At 63.0% G+C, this 24,377-nt stretch carries 24 protein-coding genes; 18 read left to right on the top strand and 6 right to left on the bottom strand.

Annotation, left to right across the window (positions count from 1 at the left end; all coding sequences use genetic code 11):
- The first annotated feature begins 13 nt into the window (after window positions 1-13).
- A complete protein-coding gene (locus tag V3W40_RS12850; protein WP_330215119.1) occupies window positions 14-5,836 on the top strand; it encodes an Hpt domain-containing protein in 5,823 nt (1,940 codons plus the stop codon).
- Window positions 5,829-6,284 carry a chemotaxis protein CheW gene (locus V3W40_RS12845; RefSeq protein ID WP_027606077.1) on the top strand — a complete coding sequence of 152 codons (456 nt, stop codon included), beginning with the start codon at window positions 5,829-5,831 and terminating at the stop codon, window positions 6,282-6,284. Before V3W40_RS12850 ends, V3W40_RS12845 begins: the two co-directional genes overlap by 8 nt.
- Before the next feature lie 164 nt (window positions 6,285-6,448).
- Here V3W40_RS12845 and V3W40_RS12840 read toward each other — a convergent pair whose 3' ends face one another.
- Both V3W40_RS12840 and V3W40_RS12835 read right to left on the bottom strand, forming a co-directional pair.
- Window positions 6,449-6,736: a HigA family addiction module antitoxin gene (locus tag V3W40_RS12840; protein ID WP_065923840.1), complete on the bottom strand. Its 288-nt coding sequence runs from the start codon at window positions 6,734-6,736 to the stop codon at window positions 6,449-6,451.
- A gap of 14 nt (window positions 6,737-6,750) precedes the next feature.
- Window positions 6,751-7,029, bottom strand: coding sequence for a type II toxin-antitoxin system RelE/ParE family toxin (locus V3W40_RS12835; protein ID WP_065923839.1), 279 nt, complete (start codon window positions 7,027-7,029; stop codon window positions 6,751-6,753).
- A 560-nt stretch (window positions 7,030-7,589) separates the two neighbouring features.
- Here V3W40_RS12835 and V3W40_RS12830 point away from each other — a divergent pair.
- The 10 genes from V3W40_RS12830 to madM all read left to right on the top strand — a co-directional run bounded on the left by V3W40_RS12830 (window position 7,590) and on the right by madM (window position 15,286).
- Window positions 7,590-7,850: a DUF6124 family protein gene (locus V3W40_RS12830; RefSeq protein ID WP_065923838.1), complete on the top strand. Its 261-nt coding sequence runs from the start codon at window positions 7,590-7,592 to the stop codon at window positions 7,848-7,850.
- A gap of 306 nt (window positions 7,851-8,156) precedes the next feature.
- Window positions 8,157-9,827, top strand: a complete 1,671-nt coding sequence (gene mdcA, locus V3W40_RS12825; protein ID WP_330215118.1) for a malonate decarboxylase subunit alpha — start codon at window positions 8,157-8,159, stop codon at window positions 9,825-9,827.
- The gene (locus tag V3W40_RS12820; protein ID WP_065923836.1) at window positions 9,828-10,661 is read left to right on the top strand and encodes a triphosphoribosyl-dephospho-CoA synthase; all 834 of its coding nucleotides are present in this window, start codon (window positions 9,828-9,830) and stop codon (window positions 10,659-10,661) included.
- On the top strand, window positions 10,661-10,960 hold the full coding sequence (locus tag V3W40_RS12815; protein ID WP_065923835.1) for a malonate decarboxylase subunit delta: 300 nt from the start codon (window positions 10,661-10,663) through the stop codon (window positions 10,958-10,960). The genes V3W40_RS12820 and V3W40_RS12815 overlap by 1 nt, the downstream gene beginning before the upstream one ends.
- Window positions 10,953-11,795 (top strand): biotin-independent malonate decarboxylase subunit beta, encoded by an 843-nt coding sequence (locus V3W40_RS12810; RefSeq protein WP_330215117.1) that lies wholly within the window; start codon window positions 10,953-10,955, stop codon window positions 11,793-11,795. The genes V3W40_RS12815 and V3W40_RS12810 overlap by 8 nt, the downstream gene beginning before the upstream one ends.
- A complete protein-coding gene (gene mdcE, locus V3W40_RS12805) occupies window positions 11,792-12,562 on the top strand; it encodes a biotin-independent malonate decarboxylase subunit gamma (protein WP_065946509.1) in 771 nt (256 codons plus the stop codon). Before V3W40_RS12810 ends, mdcE begins: the two co-directional genes overlap by 4 nt.
- Window positions 12,556-13,152 carry a malonate decarboxylase holo-ACP synthase gene (locus V3W40_RS12800; protein WP_330215116.1) on the top strand — a complete coding sequence of 199 codons (597 nt, stop codon included), beginning with the start codon at window positions 12,556-12,558 and terminating at the stop codon, window positions 13,150-13,152. The genes mdcE and V3W40_RS12800 overlap by 7 nt, the downstream gene beginning before the upstream one ends.
- Window positions 13,149-14,048, top strand: coding sequence for a malonate decarboxylase subunit epsilon (gene mdcH, locus V3W40_RS12795; protein ID WP_065923831.1), 900 nt, complete (start codon window positions 13,149-13,151; stop codon window positions 14,046-14,048). The genes V3W40_RS12800 and mdcH overlap by 4 nt, the downstream gene beginning before the upstream one ends.
- Window positions 14,049-14,115: 67 nt before the next feature.
- A complete protein-coding gene (madL, locus tag V3W40_RS12790) occupies window positions 14,116-14,520 on the top strand; it encodes a malonate transporter subunit MadL (RefSeq protein WP_027606068.1) in 405 nt (134 codons plus the stop codon).
- A 1-nt stretch (window position 14,521) separates the two neighbouring features.
- Complete coding sequence (madM, locus tag V3W40_RS12785; RefSeq protein WP_027606067.1) at window positions 14,522-15,286, top strand: malonate transporter subunit MadM; 765 nt, start codon at window positions 14,522-14,524, stop codon at window positions 15,284-15,286.
- Window positions 15,287-15,305: 19 nt separating this feature from the next.
- Here the strand turns inward: madM and V3W40_RS12780 are convergent, their stop codons facing one another.
- The gene (locus tag V3W40_RS12780; protein ID WP_065923829.1) at window positions 15,306-16,226 is read right to left on the bottom strand and encodes a LysR family transcriptional regulator; all 921 of its coding nucleotides are present in this window, start codon (window positions 16,224-16,226) and stop codon (window positions 15,306-15,308) included.
- A 144-nt stretch (window positions 16,227-16,370) separates the two neighbouring features.
- Between V3W40_RS12780 and trhA the strand changes: the two genes are divergently transcribed.
- Complete coding sequence (gene trhA / locus V3W40_RS12775) at window positions 16,371-16,988, top strand: PAQR family membrane homeostasis protein TrhA (RefSeq protein ID WP_032884097.1); 618 nt, start codon at window positions 16,371-16,373, stop codon at window positions 16,986-16,988.
- Here trhA and V3W40_RS12770 read toward each other — a convergent pair.
- The gene (locus tag V3W40_RS12770; protein ID WP_330215115.1) at window positions 16,983-17,885 is read right to left on the bottom strand and encodes a LysR family transcriptional regulator; all 903 of its coding nucleotides are present in this window, start codon (window positions 17,883-17,885) and stop codon (window positions 16,983-16,985) included. The genes trhA and V3W40_RS12770 overlap by 6 nt on opposite strands.
- Window positions 17,886-17,994: 109 nt before the next feature.
- Here V3W40_RS12770 and V3W40_RS12765 point away from each other — a divergent pair, with 109 nt between their 5' ends.
- From V3W40_RS12765 to V3W40_RS12755, 3 genes are read left to right on the top strand one after another with little or no spacing between them, the layout of a single operon-like run.
- Window positions 17,995-19,242 (top strand): D-amino acid dehydrogenase, encoded by a 1,248-nt coding sequence (locus tag V3W40_RS12765; protein WP_065947839.1) that lies wholly within the window; start codon window positions 17,995-17,997, stop codon window positions 19,240-19,242.
- Between the two features lie 10 nt (window positions 19,243-19,252).
- The gene (locus V3W40_RS12760) at window positions 19,253-19,603 is read left to right on the top strand and encodes a RidA family protein (RefSeq protein WP_065923826.1); all 351 of its coding nucleotides are present in this window, start codon (window positions 19,253-19,255) and stop codon (window positions 19,601-19,603) included.
- 25 nt (window positions 19,604-19,628) lie between these two features.
- Entirely contained in the window at window positions 19,629-20,531 is a 903-nt protein-coding gene (locus V3W40_RS12755; RefSeq protein ID WP_065947837.1) for a transporter substrate-binding domain-containing protein, read from the top strand.
- Window positions 20,532-20,575: 44 nt separating this feature from the next.
- On the opposite strand, the gene V3W40_RS12750 is transcribed toward V3W40_RS12755, so the two are convergent.
- Complete coding sequence (locus tag V3W40_RS12750; protein ID WP_330215114.1) at window positions 20,576-21,295, bottom strand: 16S rRNA (uracil(1498)-N(3))-methyltransferase; 720 nt, start codon at window positions 21,293-21,295, stop codon at window positions 20,576-20,578.
- A gap of 120 nt (window positions 21,296-21,415) precedes the next feature.
- The gene (locus V3W40_RS12745) at window positions 21,416-22,822 is read right to left on the bottom strand and encodes an adenosylmethionine--8-amino-7-oxononanoate transaminase (protein WP_074847808.1); all 1,407 of its coding nucleotides are present in this window, start codon (window positions 22,820-22,822) and stop codon (window positions 21,416-21,418) included.
- A 272-nt stretch (window positions 22,823-23,094) separates the two neighbouring features.
- Between V3W40_RS12745 and V3W40_RS12740 the strand changes: the two genes are divergently transcribed.
- Together V3W40_RS12740 and V3W40_RS12735 are read left to right on the top strand one after the other, a co-directional pair.
- Window positions 23,095-23,646: a cytochrome b gene (locus V3W40_RS12740; RefSeq protein ID WP_065923822.1), complete on the top strand. Its 552-nt coding sequence runs from the start codon at window positions 23,095-23,097 to the stop codon at window positions 23,644-23,646.
- 32 nt (window positions 23,647-23,678) lie between these two features.
- Window positions 23,679-24,257 carry a YceI family protein gene (locus V3W40_RS12735; protein WP_027606057.1) on the top strand — a complete coding sequence of 193 codons (579 nt, stop codon included), beginning with the start codon at window positions 23,679-23,681 and terminating at the stop codon, window positions 24,255-24,257.
- The last annotated feature ends 120 nt before the right edge of the window (window positions 24,258-24,377 follow it).

Genomic DNA, 24,377 nt, shown 5'->3' with positions numbered 1-24,377 from the left:
AAGCGGAGCAGTTATGGTTGATCGGCACGACTACGTGGCCCTCGAATGGGTCAAGGGCGACATTGCCGAAACCCTGAAACAGGCCCGTTCGGCGCTGGATGCATTTGTCGAGACCCACGACGATGGCGTGATCAGCCAGTGCCTGGACGCTATCCACCAGGTGCATGGTGCGCTGCAAATGGTCGAGTTCTACGGCGCGGCGCTGCTGGCCGAAGAGATCGAAGAACTGGCCCTGGCGCTCCAGGCCGGGCATGTCGGCCAGCGCGAGGAAAGTATCCGCCTGCTGCAACAGGCCCTGGGCCAACTGCCGTTGTACCTTGACCGGGTGCACAGCGCTCGCCGTGATTTACCGCTGGTGGTGCTGCCGCTGCTCAACGACCTGCGCAGTGCCCACGGCGAAAGCCTGCTGTCGGAAACCAGCTTGTTCAGCCCGCAACTGCTGTCGATTGCGCCGCTTCCCGATGACGCCCTGGCTCAACGTGCGCCGGCCGACCTCCAGGCGCAACTGCGCCAGTGGCATCAACTGTTGCAGCAAGCCCTCGCCGGGCTGCTGCGTGAAGACCACGGGCCGAGCAACCTGGAAGATATGGCGCGGGTGTTCGCGCGCCTTGAGGCGCTGTGCCAGGGCGCGCCGCTGTTGCCGCTGTGGCAAGTGGCGTCGGCGCTGGTCGAGGGCATGCTCACCGGCGTAGTCGCCAACAGCCCGGCGCTGCGCAGCCTGCTCAAGGCCAGCGACAAGCAGCTCAAGCGCCTGCTGGCACAGGGCATCGGCGGGATCAACCAACCCGCACCGGATGAACTGCTCAAGAGCCTGTTGTTTTACGTCGCCAAAGTCACCCGACCGACCCCGCGCATGCAGAGTCTGAAAGAGCGCTACAGCCTGGATGAGGCCTTGCCCGACAGCACGGTGGTGGACGCCGAACGCGCGCGCCTTGCCGGGCCGGATCGCAACGCCATGGGCTCGGTGCTCGGTGCGTTGTGTGAAGAGTTGGTCCGGGTCAAAGAGCGCCTCGACCTGTTCGTGCGCAGCGACCGCCAGCACACGAGCGACCTCGACGCGCTGCTGGCGCCCCTGCGACAGATTGCCGATACCCTCGCGGTGCTGGGGTTTGGCCAGCCGCGCAAAGTCATCATCGACCAGCTGGCCGTGGTATTGAGCCTGGCCCAGGGGCATCGCGAGCCCAACGATGCGGTGTTGATGGACGTCGCCGGCGCGCTGCTCTATGTGGAAGCCACGCTGGCGGGAATGGTCGGCACCGTCGAGCCGGAAGGCCATGAAGAGAGCCGCCTGCCCACCACCGACCTGACCCAGATCCACCAGTTGGTCATCCGCGAATCCTGCCAGTGCCTGCAGCAAGCCAAGGAGCTGGTGATCGACTGTATCGAAGCCGATTGGGACCGCCAGCGCCTGGAATCCCTGCCGGAACTGCTGAGCCAGGTGCGCGGCGCGCTGGCGATGATCCCCTTGCCCCGCGCGGCAAGCCTGATGCGCGGTTGCACCGATTATGTCGACGAACAGTTGATGGTCAACGACAGCCCGCCGTCCGAGGCACAGTTGGGGCATTTCGCTGATGTGATCAGCAGTCTGGAGTACTACCTCGAACGTATGCTCCTGGACCCCGACGCAGCCGGTGAACGGGTGTTGGAACTGGCCACCCAGAGCCTGGCTGCGCTGGGTTACCTGCCCGCCGAGAAGCCCTGGCGTCAGGCACTGGTAGCCCCTGATGGCGTGCTGTCGAGTGAGGTTGCACCCAGCCAGTCCCAGTTCGACGCACTGGCCAACCCGACGTCGCGCCTAAATCCGCCGGCCTTGCAACGCCCCGGTAGCCTGCTGCCGCCTCCGGCCGATGAAGCGCCCATCGATGATGAACTGCGCGACGTCTTCCTCGAAGAAACCGACGAGGTCCTGGAGGTGCTGCACCGGCACTTGGCCAACAGCGCGGACAAAACGGCCCAAGGCGAAATGCGCCGTGCCTTCCATACCTTGAAAGGCAGCGGCCGCATGGTGCGCGCCCTGGTGCTGGCGGAGCTGGCCTGGGCCGTGGAAAACCTGCTCAACCGTGTGCTGGAGCGCAGCGTCGCCCTCGGCCCGGAAATACAACAGGTGCTGGGTGATGCCGTGGCCCTCTTGCCGGCATTGATCGCCGACTTCGCGACTGACGACCAACACCAGCGCGATGAGGTCGACGCGCTGGCCGCCCGCGCCCACGCCTGGGCCAACGGCGCCGCAGCGTCGGCCGGAGAACCCCACGATCCGATGTTGCTGGAGATCTTCCGCAACGAAGCCCAGAGCCATCTGGACAGCCTCAACCACTTCCTGCAACAGGCCGCCGAGCATGTGCCGCTGCAAGTCAGCGATGAACTGCAACGGGCCCTGCACACCCTCAAGGGCAGCGCCTACATGGCTGGCGTGTTGCCCATCGCCGAGCTGGTGCGCCCACTGGATCACCTGACCCGCGAATACAAGGCCCATCGCCTGCCGCTGGACCTGGACGAAGTCGAGTTGCTGCTGGAAGCCGAAGGCCTGTTCCAGCGCGGGTTGCGTCAACTGGACCGCGATCCCCTGGTGCCGATCAAGGGCGCGGATGACTTGATCCGCCGTACCCAGGCCCTGCTCGACCATCAACTGGCCGCGCTGCTCGACGCCCCCAACACGGGGTTGCGGATCAAGCGCGACCCGCAACTGATTGCCAACTTCCTGGCCCAGGGCATGGACATTCTGCTCGACGCCGAAAGCCTGCTGCGCCGCTGGCAGCAACACCCCGGCGAACGCCAGGAACTCACCGCGCTGCTGGATGAATTGACCACGTTGGGGGAGGGCGCGCATGTTGCTGACCTGCACGCCATCGATGAACTCTGCGAAGCCTTGCTCGACCTCTACGGCGCCGTGGAAGAAAGCAGCCTGGCGGTCAGCGAGCGGTTTTTCCATGAGGCCGAACAGGCCCATGAGGCGCTGATCAGCATGCTCGATCAATTGGCCGCCGGCCAGGAAATCATCCCGGCTCCGGCACGTGTACACGCCCTGCGCGAACTGCTGGACGATGCGCTGGACCCTTCTGCCACCGGCCTGATCAAAAGCGACGGCAGCCGTACCCTGAGCATCTCCGAACTGGGCGCCGCCACCGCGCAACTGCAGGATGAAACGTGGATCGACGATGAACTCGTGGAGATCTTCCTCGAAGAAGCCGTGGATATCCTCGACAGTGCGGGGCAGTCGCTCAAGCGCTGGCTGCTGGAGCCGGACAGTGCCGCGCCGTTGTCGTCCCTGCAGCGCGACCTGCACACCCTCAAGGGCGGCGCGCGCATGGCCGACATCGGACCGGTGGCCGACCTTGCCCATGAATTGGAGTGCGTGTACGAAGGCCTGGTGGATCGGCGCTACAGCTACTCCAGCGAGCTGTCGCAGGTGCTGATGGCCAGCCATGAGCGACTGGCCTTGCAACTGGAGGAACTGCAGCACCATCAACCCTTGAGCGACAGCGCCGAACTGGTCGCCAGGTTGCGCGCGCTACGCCAGGGCGGCATGCCGGCTGCACAGGCCGCTCCACCTGCGGAAACGCCGGGCACCGACCCCGAGTTGCTGGACATCTTCCTCGAAGAAGCCGCCGACATTCTCGACAGCTCCGGCAGCGCCTTGCTGCGCTGGCAGGCCGAGCCGAACAATCGCCAGGAAGTCGAAACCCTGCTGCGCGACCTGCACACCCTCAAGGGCGGCGCGCGCATGGTCGAGATCGGGCCGATCGGTGACCTGGCCCATGAGCTGGAATTTCTCTACGAAGGGCTGTCCGCCGGTTTGCTCGCGCCGTCCGCCGAACTGTTCGCGTTGCTGCAGGGCTGCCACGACCGCCTGGCGCAGATGATCGACGCCGTGGCGGATGGGCTGCCGGTGGGTTCGGTGGACAAGCTCATCGAACGTATCAAGAGCCTGGTGCACCCCAGCGATGAGCCCGTGACGCCCGTGGCGCTGCCCGCAGGCAAGGTCGAAGCGGTGGTTGATCCCGGCGCCGACATGGTGAAGATTTCCGCTGACCTGCTGGACGACCTGGTCAACCTGGCCGGCGAGACCTCGATCTTCCGTGGTCGTATCGAGCAGCAAGTCAACGACGCACGCATTGCCCTGCATGAGGTGGAAACCACTATCGAACGCATGCGCGACCAACTGCGCCGCCTCGACACCGAAACCCAGGGGCGCATCCTCAGTCGTCAACAGGCCGAGGCCGAGCGCCTGGGCTATGAAGAATTCGACCCGCTGGAAATGGACCGTCATTCGCAGTTGCAGCAACTGTCCCGGGCGCTGTCGGAATCGGCCTCCGACCTGCTCGACCTCAAGGACACCCTCGACCGCCGCAACGAGGACGCCCATGGCCTGTTGCAGCAACAGGCGCGTATCAACACCGAGTTGCAGGAGGGCCTGATGCGCACGCGCATGGTGCCCTTCGAGCGCATGCTGCCGCGCCTCAAACGCATCGTGCGCCAGGTGGCGGGCGAGTTGGGCAAGGACGTGGAATTCATCGTCGGCAATGCCGAGGGCGAGATGGACCGCAATGTGCTGGAGCGCATGGCGGCACCGCTGGAACACATGCTGCGCAACGCCGTCGACCATGGCTTGGAGTCCCGCGATGCGCGGTTGCTGGCCGGCAAACCGGAGAAGGGCCGCATCACCCTGGACCTGACCCACGAAGGCGGCGATATCGTTTTCGACATGCGCGACGACGGTGCCGGCGTGCCTCTGGATGCGGTGCGGCGCAAGGCGATCAAGCGCGGTTTGCTCGCCCCTCATCAAGAGATGAGCGACCGTGATGTGTTGCAGTTCATCCTGCAGCCGGGGTTCTCCACGGCGGAAAAGATCACGCAGATTTCCGGGCGTGGCGTGGGCATGGACGTGGTGCACGAAGAAGTGCGCCAGCTCGGCGGCTCGATGTTCATTGACTCGACACCGGGGGAGGGTGTGCACTTTCGCATCCGCCTGCCGTTTACCGTGTCGGTCAACCGGGCGTTGATGGTGCACTGCGCGGACGATCAATACGCGATCCCGCTCAACACCATCGAAGGGCTGGTGCGGGTGCTGCCCCATGAGCTGGCGGGGCACTACCAGCAGGATCCGCCGTGTTATGAATATGCCAGCCAACGCTACGAGCTGTTTTACCTGGGTGACCTGCTGCACACCGTCGGTCGCCCGAAATTACTGGGCCAGTATCAACCCGTGCCGGTATTGCTGGTGCAGTGCAACGAGCGACGTGTGGCGGTACATGTGGACGCCATGGCCGGCACCCGGGAGATTGTGGTCAAGGGCCTGGGCCCGCAGTTTTCCGGGGTGCAGGGGTTATCCGGGGCGACCATCCTGGGGGATGGGCGCGTGGTGTTGATCATCGACCTGCTCGCGCACATCCGCGCCCGGCAACCGGCCTTGCCGGCCCAGGCGGTGGATGCTCCGTTGATCCTCAACGACCCGCTGAAAAAGCGCCCGCTGCTGGTGCTGGTGGTGGACGACTCGGTCACCGTGCGCAAAGTCACCAGCCGCCTGTTGGAGCGCAACGGCATGAACGTACTCACCGCCAAGGATGGCATCGACGCCCTTGCCGTGCTCGAGGAACATACCCCCGACCTGATGCTGCTCGACATCGAAATGCCGCGCATGGACGGCTTCGAAGTGGCCATCCAGGTGCGCAACGACCCCCGGCTGATGCGCCTGCCGATCATCATGATCACCTCCCGCACCGGCCAGAAACACCGCGACCGCGCCATGGCTATCGGCGTCAACGACTACCTGGGCAAGCCGTACCAGGAATCGGTGTTGCTCGAAAGCATCGCCTACTGGAGCAAATCCCGTGCTTGACCACCGCACCAGCCAACTCACCGGCCTGCTCCTGCCCCTGGCCGACCGCCACCTGATACTGCCCAACGTCGCCATCGCCGAGTTGATCGACTTCCAACGCGGCGAACCGGCCAGCGATGCGCCGCCGTGGTATTTGCGGCAAGTGACGTGGCGGGATCGGCAAATCCCGTTGATCAGCTTTGAAGCGGCGTGCGGCGAGGCCGGCGTGACCGGCGAACGCTCGCGGATCGTGGTGTTGAATGCACTGGGCGGCCGACCGACGTTGAAGTTTATTGCGCTGGTGATCCAGGGTATTCCACGGTCGTACAAGCTCGATAGCGAATTGAGCTACGTGGACGTGCCGCTGTGCCCGCTGGAACTGGCGGCGGTGCAGGTGGGGGAACATGTGGCTAAGGTGCCGGATTTGATGGGGCTCGAGGCGTTGCTGGTGGAGTCCGGGTTGGCGTGAATCTAAGTCATGTGAGGATCCCCTGTGGGAGGGGCATCTGAATGTGATATTGCGTAGCAGCTGTCGAGCCCCGGCGAGGCTGCGCTTGCGGCCCGTCTGACACACCGCTGACGCAGCCTCGCCAGGGCTCGACAGCTGCTACGCAGGGAGACTTGCTCAAGCCCTCAATCAATCCGCGCAAACCGCTCAATTAACGGCTGCTCCCGATGCTCGGCCTGCCACAAGTCGTAGGCACTTTGCATCGATAGCCATAGTTGTGCAGTACTTACGCCGGCTCGCTCCAACCGGACGGCAAGGTCCGGGCTGACGGGAGCGTGGCCATGCAAGATCCTTGAAAAAGTTTCGCGGGCAAAGCCAAGACGTTTAGCCATTTCGGTGATGGTGATGCCCAAGGCTGGGACCACGTCCTCAAGCAGAATTTCACCTGGGTGAGGTGGGTTGTGCATACCCATATCGATACCTCTACTCAGTGGTAATCAAGATAATCAACCAGTTCGACCTGATCGTCGAACATCCGAAAAATGATGCGCCAGTTACCACTTATGCTGACTGACCAGTAGTCGATCAGGTCGCCCTTCAAACGGTGGAAGCGCCAGCCGGGCAGATCCAGTGCATCTGGGTGCTCGGCCTTGTCCAGAATGAGCAGCATGCGGCGCAAGCGCTTTGCATGATTTGCGTTGATGCCTCTGGTTGAACCGGTCTCATAGAACGCCCTGAGTCCTTTATGTTTCCAGCTGACGATCATGGCGCGATTGTGATGTGATACATCACGCTCTGCAATGGCCTTGCATCGGGATTAACGATCGGGTTCATGATGCCTGCCCGTAGCTATTCGGAGCGAAAAGGCTAGGGACAACGGTTCCGAGCAACAACCTGAAAAGTCTGTCAGATAATTCTCTTCTGAGTGTCGATGATCGTTCCCACGCTCCGCGTCACCCTATTGCAGGGCTTTGGCCTTGCGCTGGCTGGCGGCTGCGGCTGGGGCTTCGGATTTTTCCTGCAAGATTTTGGGTTATGCATGAACTTGTCGCGTGCAGCCCGCGCGCCTAGTCTTCGTCCCGTCATCGCAAAAAACGGTGACACGGACGTGCAAGTCCGGTTACATGTCGGCGCACCAACGCCCATAGCCATTCAACGGGCGTTTTTTATGCCTGCTGTATTTGTTATGGCGGCTGTGCGTGGGAGATCCTTCGGGGTCTGCCGGGGTCCGATATGCCCGGTCTTGCACACCTGCGCACAGCTGCCACCTTAATTCGCGTGCAAGCGGAAGAGGGCAGTCTCCATCACATATCGGAGTTGTAAATCATGGTCAAACCTACCCCCAATCCGCCCGCAAGCCTCTTCACCGTAAACCCCCACCAAAACACCGAAACCCTGCTGGTCAACGCCAGCGAAACCCTGTCCTCCCTCAACGCACTCACCTGCAACCTGGCCTTCGACCTGGACACTTCCCAGCGCGCCATCATGCTTGGGATCCAGCAAATGGCCGAGTTGGGGCAGTTGTTGGTGGATAGAGCTCTGGAGCAGGTCAGCCCTTCTGCGGAAGAGGTCCCAGCCAGGGACTGATCATTCCCTTTTTGGGACCGCTATCTAACAGGCACTACTGAGCAAATGTGGGAGGGGCGGTGCGACGATTCGACTTGCCCCCGATGGCTGAGTGTCAGTTGATACATCACTTAGCTGACCCTCCGCTATCGGGGGCAAGTCGAATCGTCGCACCGCCCCTCCCACATTTAGATCATCTTTTGGCTCGGCTCAGCGTTTACTGATGTTCCATTACTCCAACCGTAATGATCTGCCGCCCAGCTTGATTGATGGCCCCTTGAATCACTCCTAAGGTACAGCCCACGACAGCAAACCCGTGGAGCGACCATGACAACAACAATAAACCCCGACTCGCGCTGGACGCGGCGGCGCGACGAGAAGCAGCGGCGGCTGGGGCTGGTCAAAAAAATCGCAGACGGGGCCGTGTTGCCCAGTGACAGGATTGTCGAGGCGCTTGAGGCGCTGATCCTCCCCGGCGACCGCGTGGTGCTGGAAGGCAACAACCAGAAGCAGGCCGACTTCCTCTCGCGCTCCCTGGCCCAGACTGACCCGGCCAAACTCCACGATTTGCACATGATCATGCCCAGCGTCGGGCGGTCCGAGCACCTGGACCTGTTTGAAAAGGGCATTGCGCGCAAGCTGGACTTTTCCTTCGCCGGCACCCAATCCCTGCGCATCAGCCAATTGCTGGAAGACGGCCTGCTGGAAATCGGTGCGATCCACACTTACATCGAACTCTATGCACGGCTGGTGGTGGACCTGATCCCCAACGTCGTACTGTCCGCCGGTTTCATGGCCGACCGTGCCGGCAATATCTACACCGGCGCCAGCACCGAAGACACCCCGGCGCTGATCGAACCCGCCGCGTTCAGCGATGGCATCGTGATCGTGCAGGTCAACCAGTTGGTGGATGACGTCAGCGACTTGCCCCGCGTCGACATCCCCGCCAGTTGGGTGGATTTTGTGGTGGTGGCCGACAAGCCGTTCTACATCGAGCCGCTGTTCACCCGCGACCCGCGCCATATCAAGCCGGTGCATGTGCTGATGGCGATGATGGCGATCCGCGGCATTTACGAAAAACACAATGTGCAGTCCCTCAACCACGGCATCGGCTTCAACACCGCCGCCATCGAATTGATCCTGCCCACCTACGGTGAATCCCTGGGCCTGAAGGGCAAGATCTGCCGCAACTGGACCCTCAACCCGCACCCCACGCTGATCCCCGCCATCGAAAGCGGCTGGGTGGAAAGCGTGCATTGCTTCGGCACCGAACTGGGCATGGAGAACTACATCGCCGCGCGCCCGGATGTGTTCTTCACCGGCCGCGACGGTTCGATGCGCTCCAACCGGATGTTCTGCCAGCTGGCCGGCCAATACGCGGTGGACCTGTTTATCGGCGCCACCCTGCAAGTCGACGGCGACGGCCATTCCAGCACCGTGACCCGTGGTCGCCTTGCCGGCTTTGGCGGGGCGCCGAACATGGGTCACGACCCGCGCGGTCGCCGCCATGGCACGCCGGCTTGGCTGGATATGCGTCACGACGATGCGCCGGTCGCGCTGCTGGAACGCGGCAAAAAGCTCGTGGTGCAGATGGTCGAGACCTTCCAGGAAGGCGGCAAGCCCACCTTCGTCGACACCCTCGACGCCGTGGAAGTGGCGCGCAAAAGCGGCATGCCCCTGGCGCCGATCATGATCTACGGTGACGACGTCACCCACCTGCTCACCGAAGAAGGCATCGCCTACCTGTACAAGGCGCGGTCCCTGGAAGAGCGCCAGGCGATGATCGCCGCCGTCGCCGGGGTCACCGCCATCGGCATGCGCCACAACCCCAAGGACACCGCGCGCATGCGCCGCGAAGGCCTGATCGCCTTGCCCGAAGACTTGGGCATCCGCCGCACCGACGCCACCCGCGAGCTGTTGGCCGCCAAGAGTGTGGCCGAGCTGGTGGAGTGGTCCGGTGGCCTGTACAACCCGCCCGCCAAATTCAGGAGCTGGTAAATGCGCGCCCTTAAACTGCACGAACTCAGCCTCGCGGATCGCCTGGCGGATATGGCCGTCGATGCGCTGATCGATGAAGCCGACCTGTCGCCCAAGCCCGCCCTGGTGGACCGTCGCGGCAACGGCGCCCACAGTGATTTGCACCTGGGGCTGATGCACGCCTCGGCGCTGTCGCTGTGGCCGATGTTCAAGGCAATGGCCGAGGCGGCGCTTGAACTCGGTGAAGTCGGCTTGCCCCTGCGCGAAGCCCTCGGCCGTATCGGGCGCGAAGGCGAACAGGCGATGCTCGTCACCACCCACGGCGTGAACACCCATCGCGGTGCGATCTGGGCCCTTGGCCTGCTGACCGCAGCGGCTGCCCTGGAACCGCGAGCCATAACGCTGAACGCCGCCAGACTGGCCCTGCTCAACGACCGTTACGCGCCCCAATCGATGAGCCACGGCGCCCAGGTCGCGCAACGCTACGGCGCACGCGGTGCCCGTGAAGAAGCGCAATTGGGCTTCCCCGCCGTGACCCAACGCGGTCTGCCGCAACTGCGCCAGAGCCGCCGCCAGAACGTCGGTGAACAGAACGCGCGTCTTGACGCCTTGCTCGCGATCATGACCGACCTGGCCGACACCTGCGTGCTCTATCGCGCCGGCCTGGAAGGCCTGCATGCCATGCAGCGCGGTGCCCAGGCCGTGCTCGACGCCGGCGGCAGCGCAAGCCTCGCCGGGCGCCGCCAACTGCATGAGCTGGACCATCAACTGCTGGCCCTGAATGCCTCCCCCGGTGGCGCCGCCGACCTGTTGGCCGCCTGCCTGTTTATCGACCGCCTCGACGGAGCGTTGTGATGGAAACCTTATCCTTTGAATTCCCCGCCGGGCAGCCGCCAACAGGCCGTGCGCTGGTGGGTTGCGTCGGCTCGGGCGACCTGGAAGTGCTGCTGGAGCCGGGCACGGCCGGCACGTTGACCATCCAGGTACAGACCTCGGTGAATGGCGCCGAACAACGCTGGCAGCACCTGTTCGAACGCATCTTCCAGGAGCAGACGCCACCGGCCCTGAACATTGATATCCACGATTTCGGCGCCACCCCAGGCGTGGTGCGTTTGCGCCTGGAACAGGGATTCGAGGAGATTGGCCATGACTGACTTGCTGGCTAAACACAGCTTCGTGGAACTGGGTGCGCGGCAGCGGGCCAAGGCCTTGTTGGATGCGGGCACCTTTCGCGAACTGATCGACCCGTTCCAGCGGGTGATGTCGCCCTGGCTCAGCCGCCAAGGTGTGGTGCCCCAGGCCGATGACGGCGTGGTGATCGCCAAGGGCAGCATCGGCGACTTGCCTGTGGTGATTGCAGCGATTGAAGGCAACTTCCAGGGCGGCAGCCTCGGTGAAGTGGGCGGCGCGAAAATCGCCGGCGCCCTGGAACTGGCCGCCGAAGACAACCGCAAGGGCATCCCGACCCGCGCCTTGCTGCTGCTGGAAACCGGCGGCGTGCGCTTGCAGGAAGCCAACCTCGGCCTGGCCGCGATTGCCGACATACACGCGGCGATTGTCGACCTGCGCCAGTACCAGCCGGTGATCGGCGTGGTGGCGGGCAGCGTTGGCTGTTTCGGCGGCATGTCCATCGCCGCCGGGCTGTGCAGCTACCTCGTCGTCACCCGCGAAGCGCGCCTGGGCCTGAACGGTCCGCAGGTGATCGAACAGGAAGCCGGGTTGGAAGAGTACGACTCTCGCGACCGTCCTTTTATCTGGAGCCTCACGGGCGGCGAACAGCGTTTCAACAGCGGCCTGGCCGACCGTTACGTGGCCGACGATGCGGCGCAGATCCAGCAGACGGTCAGCGCGTTGTTGCAGCAAGGCGTGCCCGCCCAACAACGCAGTCGCCAGGCTGATTATTACCTCACACGCTTGGCCGAGTTGGACGCCGTAGCGCAAATCGACCCGGCGACGGTGCGCGAGCTGTATCAGGGAGAACGCTCATGAGAGGCTTGCAGTGGTTCAACGCATTGAGCGCCGGCGCTCCAGTTGTAGACGATTTGCCGGCGTCGCTGAGGGTGGCCGACGGTGTATTGGGTGAGCAACAGGTGCGCTTTGTCGCCGTGGTGACCGACGCGCAAAACCGCTTCCCTCGGGCGCGCAATGGCGAAGTCGGCCTGCTCGAGGGCTGGGGCCTGGCCAAGGCCGTCGATGAGGCCATCGCCCGCGGCGACAAGCGGCCCATCATCGCCATCGTCGATGTGCCCAGCCAAGCCTATGGCCGTCGCGAAGAAGCCCTCGGCATCCACCAGGCCCTGGCCGCTGCGGCCGACAGCTATGCCCGCGCGCGCCTCGCCGGCCACCCGGTGATTGCGCTGCTGGTGGGCAAGGCCATGTCCGGTGCGTTCCTGGCCCATGGCTACCAGGCCAACCGCCTGATTGCCCTGCGCGACCCCGGCGTAATGGTGCACGCCATGGGCAAGGCCTCGGCCGCGCGGGTGACCCTGCGCAGCGTCGAAGAGCTGGAAGCCCTGGCCGCCAGTGTGCCGCCCATGGCCTATGACATCGACAGCTATGCCAGCCTCGGCTTGCTGTGGGAGACCTTGTCGGTCAGCCAGATTGAACAGCCCACGGCGGACGATGTAGCGCGGGTCAGTGATTGCCTGGTGAATGCGATCAAGGACATCGGAAGCGCCGATCTGCGCGGACGCCTCGGCGCGACTAATCGGGCAGCCTCCAGCCAGGTTCGCCAACTGCTGCGGGAACAATGGTGAACGCCCACGACTTGCTCTGGGGCATGACCCCGGCGCATGCGCCCGCCGGTGCTCCGACCTGGGTGCTCGAAGCGCTCGGCGCCGGCCATCCCGTAGTGGTGCGCCGCGCCATTGCCGCGCCGGGGCATGTGGCGGTCGGCGTGCGCGGGCGTTTGCGTGAGCAGCGGTTCGCCGCCGAGATGCCGCTGGCGGCGGTGCAGCGGCGTGTTGCACCGGAAGCCCTGCGCGACGTGGTTTCGTCACGGGATTTACCCGCGCTGCACGCGCTTGCTCAATTGCGTTCGGTGCTGGTGCACGAGGCATGGGGCGTCAGCGGTAGCGCAGGCTTTGAATTGGCCACCGGCATCGAAGCACTGCATGCCCAGAGTGATCTGGATTTGATCCTGCGTACGCCCAAGCGCCTTGAACGCGCCGCTGCCGAGGACCTGCTGGCGAGCCTGGACACGACGGTGTGCCCTGTGGACCTGCAACTGCAAACCCCGTTTGGCGCCGTCGCCTTGCGCGAATGGGCCAGCGGCTCACGCCGTGTGCTGCTGAAAACTACCAGCGGCGCGCATCTTGTGCTCGACCCTTGGCAGGCCGTGGCATGAGCAGCCTGCTGGTGTTTCCAGGGCAGGGCGCTCAGCGACCAGGCATGCTGAAGTCGTTGCCCGAACCTGTGCTGGCAGAAGCCAGCGATGCCCTGGGCGAAGACGTGCGCGTGCTCGATTCCGCGCAAGCCCTGGCCAGTACCCGCGCCGTGCAACTGTGCCTGTTGATCGCCGGCGTCGCCCACGCCCGCCTGTTGGAGCGCACCCCGGATTACGTGGCGGGCCTGTCCATCGGCGCCTACCCGGCTGCGGTCATCGCCGGGGCCCTGGATTTTGCCGATGCGGTAAAGCTTGTGAGCCTGCGCGGCCAACTGATGCAAAACGCTTATCCACACGGCTACGGCATGACCGCGATCATCGGTGTGGAGTTATCCACCGTCGAAACACTCCTCGCCGACATCCACAGCCCTGAAACCCCGGTGTACCTGGCCAATATCAACGCCGATAACCAAAGCGTGATCGCCGGCAGCGACGAGGCCATGAAGCGTGTTGCCGCGCGCATCAAGGGCAACGGCATCGCCAAGCGCCTGGCCGTCAGTGTGCCGTCCCATTGCGCGCTGCTGGAGCAGCCGGCCGAGGTCCTGGCCCAGGCATTTGTCCCGCTCAAGGCGCCGCGCATCACCTACCTGAGCAGCACTCGCGCGCGGCCGATCCACAACCCCGAACATCTGCGCGACGACCTGGCCTTCAACATGTGCCGCGTCGTTGACTGGCGCGGCACCGTGCAAAGCGCCTACGAGCGTGGTGTGCGCCTGCAAATCGAACTGCCCCCGGGCGCCGTGCTCACCGGCCTGTCACGCCGCGTGTTCGAACAAGGCACCGTGATCGCCTGCGAAGGCGCACGCCTGGACACCTTGCAGGCCCTGCTGGAAGAGGAGGAGCGCCGCCACCGATAAAGCACCACCCAAGGCTGTCGAAGCACAAAAACAACAATTTCGATCGAGCACTTCGAGGACAACAACAATGATTATTTACGGTGTGGCATTGCTGGCGATCTGCACGCTTGCAGGTGTGATCATGGGCGACATGCTCGGCGTGTTGCTGGGCGTCAAATCCAACGTGGGCGGGGTGGGCATCGCCATGATCCTGCTGATCTGCGCTCGCCTGTGGATGCAAAAACGCGGCGGCATGACCAAGGAGTGCGAGATGGGCGTGGGCTTTTGGGGCGCCATGTATATCCCCGTGGTGGTGGCGATGGCCGCGCAGCAGAACGTCGTAACCGCCCTGCACGGCGGCCCGGTCGCGGTGCTGGCGGCGATTGGTTCGGTGGTGGTCTGTGGTTGCACCATCGCCTTGATCAGCCGTACCCACAAGGGCGAGCCTCTGCCCGCCGAAGAGCCGCTGATCGTGCCTGCGGGAGGTCGCTGATATGTGGGATCTCATCGAAAAAGGCCTGGAACATAACGGCCTGATCACCGCGTTTGCGTTTGTTGGCGTGGTGATGTGGATTTCCGTGGTGCTGTCCAAGCGCCTGACGTTCGGGCGCATCCACGGCTCGGCGATTGCCATCGTCATCGGCCTGGTCCTGGCCTGGGTCGGCGGCACCCTTACCGGCGGGCAAAAAGGCTTGGCCGACCTGGCACTGTTCTCTGGTATTGGCCTGATGGGCGGCGCGATGCTGCGCGACTTCGCCATCGTTGCCACGGCGTTCGAGGTGCAGGCCACCGAGGCGCGCAAGGCCGGGATGATCGGTGTGATTGCGCTGCTGCTGGGCACGATCCTGCCGTTTATCGTCGGCGCCAGCATGGCCTGGGTGTTTGGCTATCGCGACGCGATCAGCATGACCACCATCGGCGCGGGTGCGGTGACCTACATCGTCGGCCCGGTGACCGGTGCGGCGATTGGCGCGACTTCGGATGTGATGGCACTGTCGATTGCGACCGGGTTGATCAAGGCGATCCTGGTGATGGTCGGCACCCCGGTGGCGGCGCGTTGGATGGGCTTGGACAATCCGCGTTCAGCGATGGTGTTCGGTGGCCTGGCCGGCACCGTGAGCGGCGTGACGGCAGGGCTGGCGGCGACGGATCGGCGCTTGGTGCCGTATGGCGCGTTGACGGCGACGTTCCATACCGGGCTTGGGTGTTTGCTGGGGCCTTCGTTGCTGTACTTCATTGTGCGTGGGTTGGTGGGCTGACCTTGAGGGTTGCGGAGTGTCAGGCTGTTCCCTGCCGATTGGCATACATCCGACACTCCGCCAACAACGCGAGTAAATTCGGATCACGCTCCTTGGCCTTCAGGAACACCACCCCGATATGCTGCTGCAACCGATACCTGGGTTGCAGCGGTATCAGCTTCACGCGGTTCTCGTACACCGCCGCGATCCTTCCTGGCAGCAACGCATAACCCACCCCCGAACTGACCATGCTCAGCAGTGTGAAGATGTCATTGACCTGCATCGCCACCTTCGGCTCGAACCCCGCCTGCTTGAATACCCGGTTGCCATCCTGGTGGGTGGCGAAGCCTTGGGTGAGGGTGATGAAGGTGGCGTCGCGCACGTCGGCCAGGTCGATTTCCTGGGCGCGGTCGAAGGGTGAGTCGGCCGGGGTGGCGAGGAAGATGTCGTCGCAGAACAGCTCGATCTGTTCGCAGTCGGGGTCGTTGGCGTGTTCGTCGAGGGAGATGAGGATTGCGTCGACTTCCATATTCTTGAGCTTGTACAGCAGGTCGAAATTGGAGCCGAGGATCAGGTCGATATTGAGTTCGCTGCGCCTGATCTTCAGGCCCATGATCAATTGCGGCACGGTCTTGACCGTCAGCGAATACAGCGAGCCGAGCTTGAAGCGTTCGGCGGAGAAACCGGCGGCTTCGCGGGTCAGGCGTACGCTGTCGACCACATCGGCGATGAGTTTCTGGGCGCGTTCTTCCAACACGTAGGCGCTTTCCAGCGGGGTGAGGTTGCGGCCCTCGTGTTTGAACAGCGGGCAGCGCAAGGCATTTTCCAGCGAGTGGATGGCGCGGTGCACGCTGACATTGCTGGTTTGCAGCTCGGCGGCGGCGCGGGCCAGGTTGCCGGTGCGCATGAATGCCAGGAAGATTTCCAGTTTCTTGAGGGTGAATTCTTCGTCGATCAGCATGGCCGTGGGCTCTTGTTCGAATGCGTCCGATTGTGCCCGCAAAACCCGGCGGCGTCCTCGGAACGTCACAAGTCGCTTGCACTCTTATGCGCAAGGCTGGACGCTTGCCAGCCAGTTCCAGCGGCTACAGGAGGTCAGTGACAGATGTATCACGGGGAACGATTCAACGCCTGGAGCCATTTGCTCGGTGCGGTCGCGGCGTGTATTGGCGCCGTGTGGATGTTGGTGGTGGCGAGCCTGGACGGCAGCCCCTGGAAAATCGTCAGCGTGGCGATTTATGGCTTTACGCTGATGGTGCTGTACAGCGCGTCGACCGTGTACCACAGCGTGCAGGGGCGGCGAAAAGAGATCATGCAGAAGGTCGATCACTTTTCGATCTACTTGCTGATCGCCGGCAGCTACACGCCGTTTTGCCTGGTGACGTTGAGAGGCCCGTGGGGCTGGACGCTGTTCGGCATCGTGTGGGGGCTGGCGGTGATCGGCATCCTGCAGGAGATCAAGCCGCGTTCCGAGGCGCGCATCCTGTCCATCGTGATCTACGCGGTGATGGGCTGGATCGTGCTGGTGGCGGTCAAGCCGCTGATCGCCGCGCTGGGGACGGCGGGGTTTACCTGGCTGGCGGCGGGCGGGGTGCTGTACACCGTCGGCATCATCTTCTTTGCCCTGGAGGATCGCCTGCGGCATTCCCATGGGATCTGGCATTTGTTTGTGATCGGCGGCAGCCTGCTGCATTTCGTGGCGATCATGCACTACGTGTTATAGGCGCTCCAGCAGCTCCCGAGCCCGGTTGCCGAAGATCTGTAGCAGGTTGGCCAGCATATGCGGCGGTGGTTCATCGGCACGGGTCAGGGCATAGAGGGTGATCGGCAGCGGCGGTGTAAGCGTGCGGATGCAGGTGGTCGCCGTCGATGCGCCGAGGGCGGTAAAGGGGTCGATGACCGTCAAGCCGGCGCCGGACTCCACCATTGCCCGCGCCAGGGAATAGGTTTGCACCGAGATCGTCACCCGAGGCGGCGGGTCGACGCTCTCCAGGTAGTTGTCGAGCTTCGCCGCCAGCGGGTCGGCGCTGGACAGGCCAATCAGCGGTGCTCCCGCGAGGTCTGCCAGGGGCAGGGCCTGATGCAGCTCAGCGTCCGGCCAGTAGTTTTTCGACGCCAGGGCCACCAACACACCGTTGGCCAGCACTTGTGTGGTCAACCCGGGATGGCCGGAGAAGCTGAGGGTCAGTGCCAGGTCGATTTCGCGCATCAACAGTTTTTGCACCAGCTCGCGGCTATGGTCGCTGGACAGTTCGCAGGCGATGTCCGGGTACTTGCGCTTCCATTCCAGGATCGCCGGGGGCAGCAGCGACAGTGCCAATGCCGGGATCGCGCCAATCCGTACACTTTGCCCCGGGGCGCGGCGCAGGCTCTTGGCCAGTCGCCGCACGCCTTGCAGGCTCGCGGTGACTTTTTCGACTTCGCTTTCCAGCGCCAGGGCTTCGGGCGTGGGCTGCAATTTGCCGCGTACCCGCAAAAACAGCGGGAAGCCCAATTGTAACTCGGCATGTTGCAACACCTTGGTCACCGCCGGTTGGGAGACATGCAGCAACTGCGCGGCGGCGCTGATGGAGCCGGTCTGGCGGATGGCCTGGAAGATTTCGATATGACGCAAGCGCATGGCAGGTCCATAACCTTTGTTTATAGGTGCCCCATCTTTATTCATTGTCGGCGGCCTGTCACCTGCACCTACCCTGGGGCTTTCTTGGATCAAGGGCTGGGGGTGTTGAATGGCCAGGCAGGTTTGCATCATTGGTGGAGGCGTTATCGGCCTGGCGAGTGCCTACGCGTTGGTACGTGCAGGTCATGAAGTGACGGTGATCGACGCGCGTGACACCGTGGGCAGCGAAACCAGCTTCGCCAATGGCGGGCAATTGTCCTACCGCTACGTCGCACCGCTGGCGGATGCGGGAGTGCCGCTACAGGCGATTGGCTGGTTGCTGCGCGGTGACTCGCCACTGAAGCTGCGCCCACGCCTGGATCCCCGACAATGGCGCTGGATGGCCGCGTTCATCGGCGCCTGCCGTGGCTCGGTGAACAAGCGCAACGCCGCGCACTTGCTGCGCCTGGCGAGCCTGAGCCAAAACACCTTGCAGCAATGGCGCGTCGACGATCGCCTGGACACGTTCAATTGGCGGCGTAACGGCAAGCTGGTGACCTTTCGCAATGCCGATACCTTTGAGCGTGCGCGCAGCAAGGTCACCGACATCCTGCAACAACAGGTGCTGTCGGCGCTGGATTGTGCGCGCCTGGAACCGGCGCTGGCGCAGGTGGCGGGTGAGTTTGTCGGTGGTATCTATACGCCCAATGAAGAAGTGGCGGACTGTCATGCCTTCTGCCAACAGCTGGCGGCACGCCTTGAAGCGTCGGGGCGCTGCACCTTTCTGCTGGGGCGCAAGGTCACCAGGATTCGCCATGCCGACGGCGCGGTACAGGCCATCGAGCTGGGCGGCGAAGTGATGCCGGTGGAACACCTGGTGCTGGCGGCCGGTCATCGCGCCGCCGAGTTGGCATTGCCCGGCGTGTCACTGCCACTGTATCCACTCAAGGGCTATAGCCTCAGCGTACCGATTGGCGCACAGCACCAGGCGCCGAATGTGAGCATCACCGACTACGACCGCAAGATGGTCTACGCGCGTATCGGCGAACAGCTGCGGGTGGCGGCCATGGTGGATATCGTCGGATTTGACGCCAGCCTTGAGCCCAAGCGCCTGGCGCTGATGAAACGCCAGGCGGTCGAGACATTTCCTACGGCTGGCGACTATGCCAATGCTGTGGAATGGGCCGGTATGCGTCCCGCCACCCCGACCGGTGTGCCGCTGATTGGCCCCAGCGTGTATCGCAACCTGTGGCTGAACCTGGGCCACGGCGCCCTCGGCTTTACCCTGGCGTGCGGCAGCGGCCAATTGCTGGCCGAGCTGATCGGCCACCACCTACCTTCCATAGATATGCAGGGCCTGGCGCCCCGCGCCGCGTGAGGATTGACCCATGACCATCAACCGAATCAGCAGCAACGACCGACTGTCCGGCGCCGTCACGTTCAAGGATCTGGTATTCCTTTCGGGCCAGGTGCCCGGCGAAGGCCTGGATGTGGCGACGCAGACCCGCGAAGTGCTGGCCAGGATCGATGCGCTGCTGGCCCAGGCCGGCAGTGACAAGGATCATTTGCTCAATGCGACCATTTACTTGAAAGACATCGGCAGCGGTTTCGCGCCGATGAATGAGGTGTGGGCCGCCTGGCTATCGCCCGGGATGGCGCCGACGCGCACTACCCTGCAGGCGGAACTGGCGCGGCCGAGCGTGCTGGTGGAAATCAGCGTGATTGCGGTACGAAAATAACGTCAAAGACCAACGGAGAATAACAATGAAAAAAATCCTGTTGACCGGCTGCACCCTGGGCCTTTTGCTGGGAGTACACGCCCATGCCAACCAGGCGCCGCTGGACGGTACGCTGGGCAAGATCGCCAGTACCAAGTCCATCACCCTGGGTTATCGCGATGCGTCGGTGCCGTTTTCCTACGTGGGGGATCACAGCGGCAAGCCGATGGGCTATTCGGTGGACCTGGCCAGTAAGATCGTCGAGCGTATCCAGCAGAAAACCGGGGTGGCCGACCTTAAGGTGAAGTACAACCTGGTGACCTCTCAAACGCGGATTCCGCTGGTGCAGAACGGCACCGTCGACCTGGAATGCGGCTCCACTGGCGTCACGGCCGAGCGGCAGAAGCAGGTGGCATTTTCCTACGGGTTTATTTACGTGAAAGGCCAGTTGCTGACGGCTAAGGACAGCGGTATCAAGGGCTTCGCCGACCTGGGGGGCAAGAACGTGGTGACTACCGCCGGCACCACCAACGAGCGTTTTCTAAAGAGCTACAACGCCGAGCACAAGAGCAATATGTTCGTGATCAGCGCCAAGGACCACGGCGAGGCGTTCAAGATGCTCGAGACGGGCCGCGCGGCTGCGTTCTATATGGACGATGCATTGCTCTACGGCGAACGTGCCAAGGCCAAGGACCCACACAACTGGGTGGTGGTGGGCGAGGAGCAGTCGCGGGAGATCTACAGCTGCATGGTGCGCAAGGATGATCCGCAGTTTCTCGCGGTGGTCAACGAGACCCTCGGCGACCTGTACCGTTCGGGGGAGATCAACGGGATTTACCAGCGCTGGTTTGAACAGCCGATTCCGCCCAAGGGCTTGAACCTGGAATTCCCGATGACCAGTGAGTTGAAGGCGATCATTGCCAAGCCGATCAGCGATCCGGTGGAGTAAGAAGGGGTAACCCCATCCAAATGTGGGAGGGTTTGCAAAGTGGGTTAGAAGTCACCCCACAGCTGCTGGGCTACCGCCAATGCCACCACCGGCGCAGTCTCGGTGCGCAATACACGCGGGCCGAGGCGGGCGGCGTGGAAGCCGGCGCCTTGGGCCACTTCGACTTCCCCATCCGTCAATCCACCCTCGGGCCCGATCAGGAACGCCAGGCTCGCAGGTTTGGCATGGCTGACCAGCGGCTCGGCCACCGGGTGCAGCACCAGTTTCAGGTCCGCCTCGACCTGCTTCAACCAGTCCGCCAGCAGCAACGGCGGGTGAATCACCGGTACCGTCGAACGCCCGCACTGCTCGCACGCGCTGATCGCCACCTGGCGCCAGTGCAGCAGGCGTTTGTCGGCGCGTTCGTCCTTCAGGCGCACTTCGCAGCGGTCGCTGAAGATCGGCGTGATGGCGTTGACGCCCAGCTCGGTGGCTTTCTGGATCGCCCAGTCCATGCGTTCGCCCCGGGACAGGCCCTGGCCGAGGTGGATGTGCAGCGGCGATTCGGCCTGGCCGGCGAAGCTTTCCGTCAGTTGCACGGCGACGCGTTTTTTCCCGACTTCCAGCAGGCTGCCCAGGAACTCCTGGCCGGAGCCGTCGAACAATTGCACGGCGTCACCTTCGCCCATGCGCAGCACGCGGCTGATGTAGTGCGCCTGGGCTTCGGGCAGTTCGTGATCGCCGAGGCTCAGCGGGGTGTCGGTGAAAAAGCGGGACAGTCTCATTTCTGTTCTCTGAAGAGGTTTATGTAGGAGCGAGCTTGCTCGCGAAGAACCTACATCCGACACAGCGATGCGCCTGGAATACCTTCGCGAGCAAGCTCGCTCCTACAAGGAATTCGGCGATCAGCCTGGATCTCGAAAGCCTGGGTGAAAGTCTTTGGGCACGGCAACACTGACTTTGCTGTTGGTGGCGATGTCGATGCCTTCGCTGGCAACTTCGGCGAGGAAATCGATCTGCTCCGGTGTAATCACATAGGGCGGCAGGAAATACACCACGCTGCCCAACGGCCGCAACAACGCGCCGCGTTCCAGGGCGTGTTCGAACACCTTGAGACCACGGCGCTCCTGCCACGGGTAAGCGGTCTTGGTGGCCTTGTCCTGGACCATCTCGATGGCCAGCACCATGCCGGTCTGGCGTACTTCCGAGACATGCGGATGGTCGACCAGGTGCGCCGTTGCCGTGGCCATGCGCCGCGCCAGGGCCTTGTTGTTTTCGATGACGTTGTCTTCTTCGAAAATATCCAGGGTTGCCAGGGCCGCTGCGCACGCCAGCGGGTTGCCGGTGTAGCTGTGGGAGTGCAGGAAGGCGCGCAGGGTCGGGTAGTCGTCGTAGAACGCGTCATAGACGTCATCGGTGGTGACCACGGCGGCCAACGGCAGGTAGCCGCCCGTCAGGGCCTTGGACAAACACAGGAAGTCCGGGCGGATGCCGGCCTGTTCACAGGCGAACAGGGTCCCGGTGCGGCCGAAGCCCACGGCGATTTCATCGTGGATCAGGTGCACGCCATAGCGGTCGCAGGCCTCGCGCAGCAGCTTGAGGTACACCGGGTGGTACATGCGCATGCCGCCGGCGCCCTGGATCAGCGGTTCGACGATCACGGCGGCGACGCTGTCGTGGTGCTCGGCCAGGGTCTGTTCCATGGCCAGGAACATCGTGCGCGAGTGTTCTTCCCAGCTCATGCCCTCGGGGCGCAGGTAACAATCCGGGCTCGGCACCTTGATAGTGTCCAGCAGCAGCGCCTTGTAGGTCTCGGTAAACAGCGGCACGTCGCCCACCGACATCGCGGCGATGGTTTCGCCGTGGTAGCTGTTGGTGAGGGTGACGAAGCGTTTTTTGTCCGGCAGGCCACGGTTGAGCCAATAGTGGAAGCTCATCTTCAGCGCGACTTCGATGCACGACGAACCGTTATCGGCATAGAAGCAGCGGGTCAGGCCCTCGGGGGTCATCTTGACCAGGCGCTCGGACAGCTCGATCACCGGCTGGTGGCTGAAACCGGCGAGGATCACGTGTTCCAACTGGTCGACCTGGTCCTTGATGCGCTGGTTGATGCGCGGGTTGGCGTGGCCGAACACGTTGACCCACCAGGAGCTGACGGCGTCGAGGTAGCGCTTGCCTTCGAAGTCTTCCAGCCAGACGCCTTCACCGCGTTTGATCGGGATCAGCGGCAGTTGCTGGTGGTCTTTCATCTGGGTGCAGGGATGCCACAGCACCGCGAGGTCGCGTTGCATCCACTGGTTGTTCAAGCCCATCGGTGATCTCCTCGAAGCGGTCCTGCGAGCGGCGCAGGTGAAACAATCGCGCAAGCCTATGCAATGGTGGCCCCGGTCACAAGCCATTGTGGGGAATTCGGAGTAAACGTAGGACGGACTGTCACGTTTCTTAGGAATAGTCCTTAATCCTTGGTTAACTTATTGTGCATACGCTCTAGATCGTATTTCTCGATATTTCAAAGCAAAATTTTCCGCTTTAATTCGATAGGTAAATCGCTAGTCTTGGTCGCAGCTCTTACGGGATTAAGTACATGCAGCTACGTAACTCACCGGCCCGTTATGGCTGGGTCAGTATGGTTTTGCACTGGGGCGTGGCCCTGGTGGTGTTCGGCCTGTTCGCCCTGGGCTTGTGGATGGTGGGCCTGGACTACTACAGCGCCTGGCGCAAGGAAGCACCGGACCTGCATAAGAGCATCGGCATCACGCTGTTCGCCATCATGCTGGTGCGTATTGTCTGGCGCCTGATCAGCCCACCGCCTCCGCCGCTGGCCAGTTACAGTCGCTTGACCCGTATCGGTGCCGCGTTCGGCCACGCGTTCCTTTATCTCGGGCTGTTTGCCGTGATGATCGCCGGTTACCTGATTTCCACCGCAGACGGTGTCGGTATCCCGGTGTTTGGCCTGTTTGAAATTCCTGCCGTGGTTTCCGGTCTACCGGACCAGGCAGACACCGCTGGCGTGGTGCACCTGTACCTCGCCTGGGTGTTGGTAGTCTTCGCCGGCTTGCACGGCGTGGCTGCGTTGAAACACCACTTTATCGATCGTGATGCGACCCTCTCGCGAATGCTGGGGCGCAAAGCCTGATGTTCAACCTCGACTCACAAGGAATAGAAAGCATGTTGAAAAAGACCCTCGCGGCTCTGGCAATCGGTACAGCGCTGCTGTCTGCAGGTCAGGTGATGGCTGCCGACTACAAGATCGACAAGGAAGGCCAGCACGCCTTCATCGACTGGAAAATCAGCCACCTGGGCTACAGCTACATCCACGGTACCTTCAAGGACTGGGATGGTACGTTCAGCTGGGATGCCGCCAAGCCTGAAGCCAGCAAAATCGCGGTCGACGTGAAAACCGCCAGCCTGTGGTCCAACCACGCCGAACGTGACAAGCACATCGCCAGCAAGGACTTCCTGGATGTCGGCAAGTTCGCCGATGCCAAGTTTGTCTCCACTGCGGTTAAATCCACCGGCGAGAAAACCGCTGATGTGACCGGCGACCTGACCTTCCACGGCGTGACCAAGCCTGTGACCTTCAAGGCCACGTTCAACGGTGAAGGCAAGGATCCATGGGGCGGCGAACGTGCCGGCTTCAACGCCAAGACCACGCTGAACCTGAACGACTTCGGCATCAAGGGCCCAGGCCCGACTTCCCAGACTGTCGACCTGGACATCTCGCTGGAAGGCGTCAAGCAGAAGTAATTTCTGTCCGCACACAAAAAACCGGATCTCAGCATCCGGTTTTTTTGTGCCTGCGCTTATTTCCTGTAGTGAGCGAGCTTGCTCGCGCTGGGGCGCGAAGCGGCCCTAATCAGATACACC

The organism is Pseudomonas sp. AM8 (assembly GCF_036346475.1).
Taxonomy (GTDB): domain Bacteria; phylum Pseudomonadota; class Gammaproteobacteria; order Pseudomonadales; family Pseudomonadaceae; genus Aquipseudomonas; species Aquipseudomonas marginalis.
The sequence above is the reverse complement of the archived record's forward strand: the minus strand, read 5'-3'. Positions and strand labels throughout refer to the sequence as shown.

Coding starts and splice junctions, on each gene's coding strand:
- V3W40_RS12760 (WP_065923826.1), top strand. CDS start 19,253: ATGACCATCAACCGAATCAGCAGCAACGACCGACTGTCCGGCGCCGTC.
- V3W40_RS12835 (WP_065923839.1), bottom strand. CDS start 7,029: ATGATCGTCAGCTGGAAACATAAAGGACTCAGGGCGTTCTATGAGACC.
- V3W40_RS12750 (WP_330215114.1), bottom strand. CDS start 21,295: ATGAGACTGTCCCGCTTTTTCACCGACACCCCGCTGAGCCTCGGCGAT.
- V3W40_RS12840 (WP_065923840.1), bottom strand. CDS start 6,736: ATGGGTATGCACAACCCACCTCACCCAGGTGAAATTCTGCTTGAGGAC.
- mdcE (WP_065946509.1), top strand. CDS start 11,792: ATGAGAGGCTTGCAGTGGTTCAACGCATTGAGCGCCGGCGCTCCAGTT.
- V3W40_RS12765 (WP_065947839.1), top strand. CDS start 17,995: ATGGCCAGGCAGGTTTGCATCATTGGTGGAGGCGTTATCGGCCTGGCG.
- mdcH (WP_065923831.1), top strand. CDS start 13,149: ATGAGCAGCCTGCTGGTGTTTCCAGGGCAGGGCGCTCAGCGACCAGGC.
- V3W40_RS12755 (WP_065947837.1), top strand. CDS start 19,629: ATGAAAAAAATCCTGTTGACCGGCTGCACCCTGGGCCTTTTGCTGGGA.
- V3W40_RS12850 (WP_330215119.1), top strand. CDS start 14: ATGGTTGATCGGCACGACTACGTGGCCCTCGAATGGGTCAAGGGCGAC.
- V3W40_RS12735 (WP_027606057.1), top strand. CDS start 23,679: ATGTTGAAAAAGACCCTCGCGGCTCTGGCAATCGGTACAGCGCTGCTG.
- V3W40_RS12800 (WP_330215116.1), top strand. CDS start 12,556: ATGGTGAACGCCCACGACTTGCTCTGGGGCATGACCCCGGCGCATGCG.
- V3W40_RS12810 (WP_330215117.1), top strand. CDS start 10,953: ATGACTGACTTGCTGGCTAAACACAGCTTCGTGGAACTGGGTGCGCGG.
- V3W40_RS12820 (WP_065923836.1), top strand. CDS start 9,828: ATGCGCGCCCTTAAACTGCACGAACTCAGCCTCGCGGATCGCCTGGCG.
- madM (WP_027606067.1), top strand. CDS start 14,522: ATGTGGGATCTCATCGAAAAAGGCCTGGAACATAACGGCCTGATCACC.
- mdcA (WP_330215118.1), top strand. CDS start 8,157: ATGACAACAACAATAAACCCCGACTCGCGCTGGACGCGGCGGCGCGAC.
- V3W40_RS12815 (WP_065923835.1), top strand. CDS start 10,661: ATGGAAACCTTATCCTTTGAATTCCCCGCCGGGCAGCCGCCAACAGGC.
- V3W40_RS12770 (WP_330215115.1), bottom strand. CDS start 17,885: ATGCGCTTGCGTCATATCGAAATCTTCCAGGCCATCCGCCAGACCGGC.
- V3W40_RS12745 (WP_074847808.1), bottom strand. CDS start 22,822: ATGGGCTTGAACAACCAGTGGATGCAACGCGACCTCGCGGTGCTGTGG.
- V3W40_RS12780 (WP_065923829.1), bottom strand. CDS start 16,226: ATGCTGATCGACGAAGAATTCACCCTCAAGAAACTGGAAATCTTCCTG.
- madL (WP_027606068.1), top strand. CDS start 14,116: ATGATTATTTACGGTGTGGCATTGCTGGCGATCTGCACGCTTGCAGGT.
- trhA (WP_032884097.1), top strand. CDS start 16,371: ATGTATCACGGGGAACGATTCAACGCCTGGAGCCATTTGCTCGGTGCG.
- V3W40_RS12830 (WP_065923838.1), top strand. CDS start 7,590: ATGGTCAAACCTACCCCCAATCCGCCCGCAAGCCTCTTCACCGTAAAC.
- V3W40_RS12740 (WP_065923822.1), top strand. CDS start 23,095: ATGCAGCTACGTAACTCACCGGCCCGTTATGGCTGGGTCAGTATGGTT.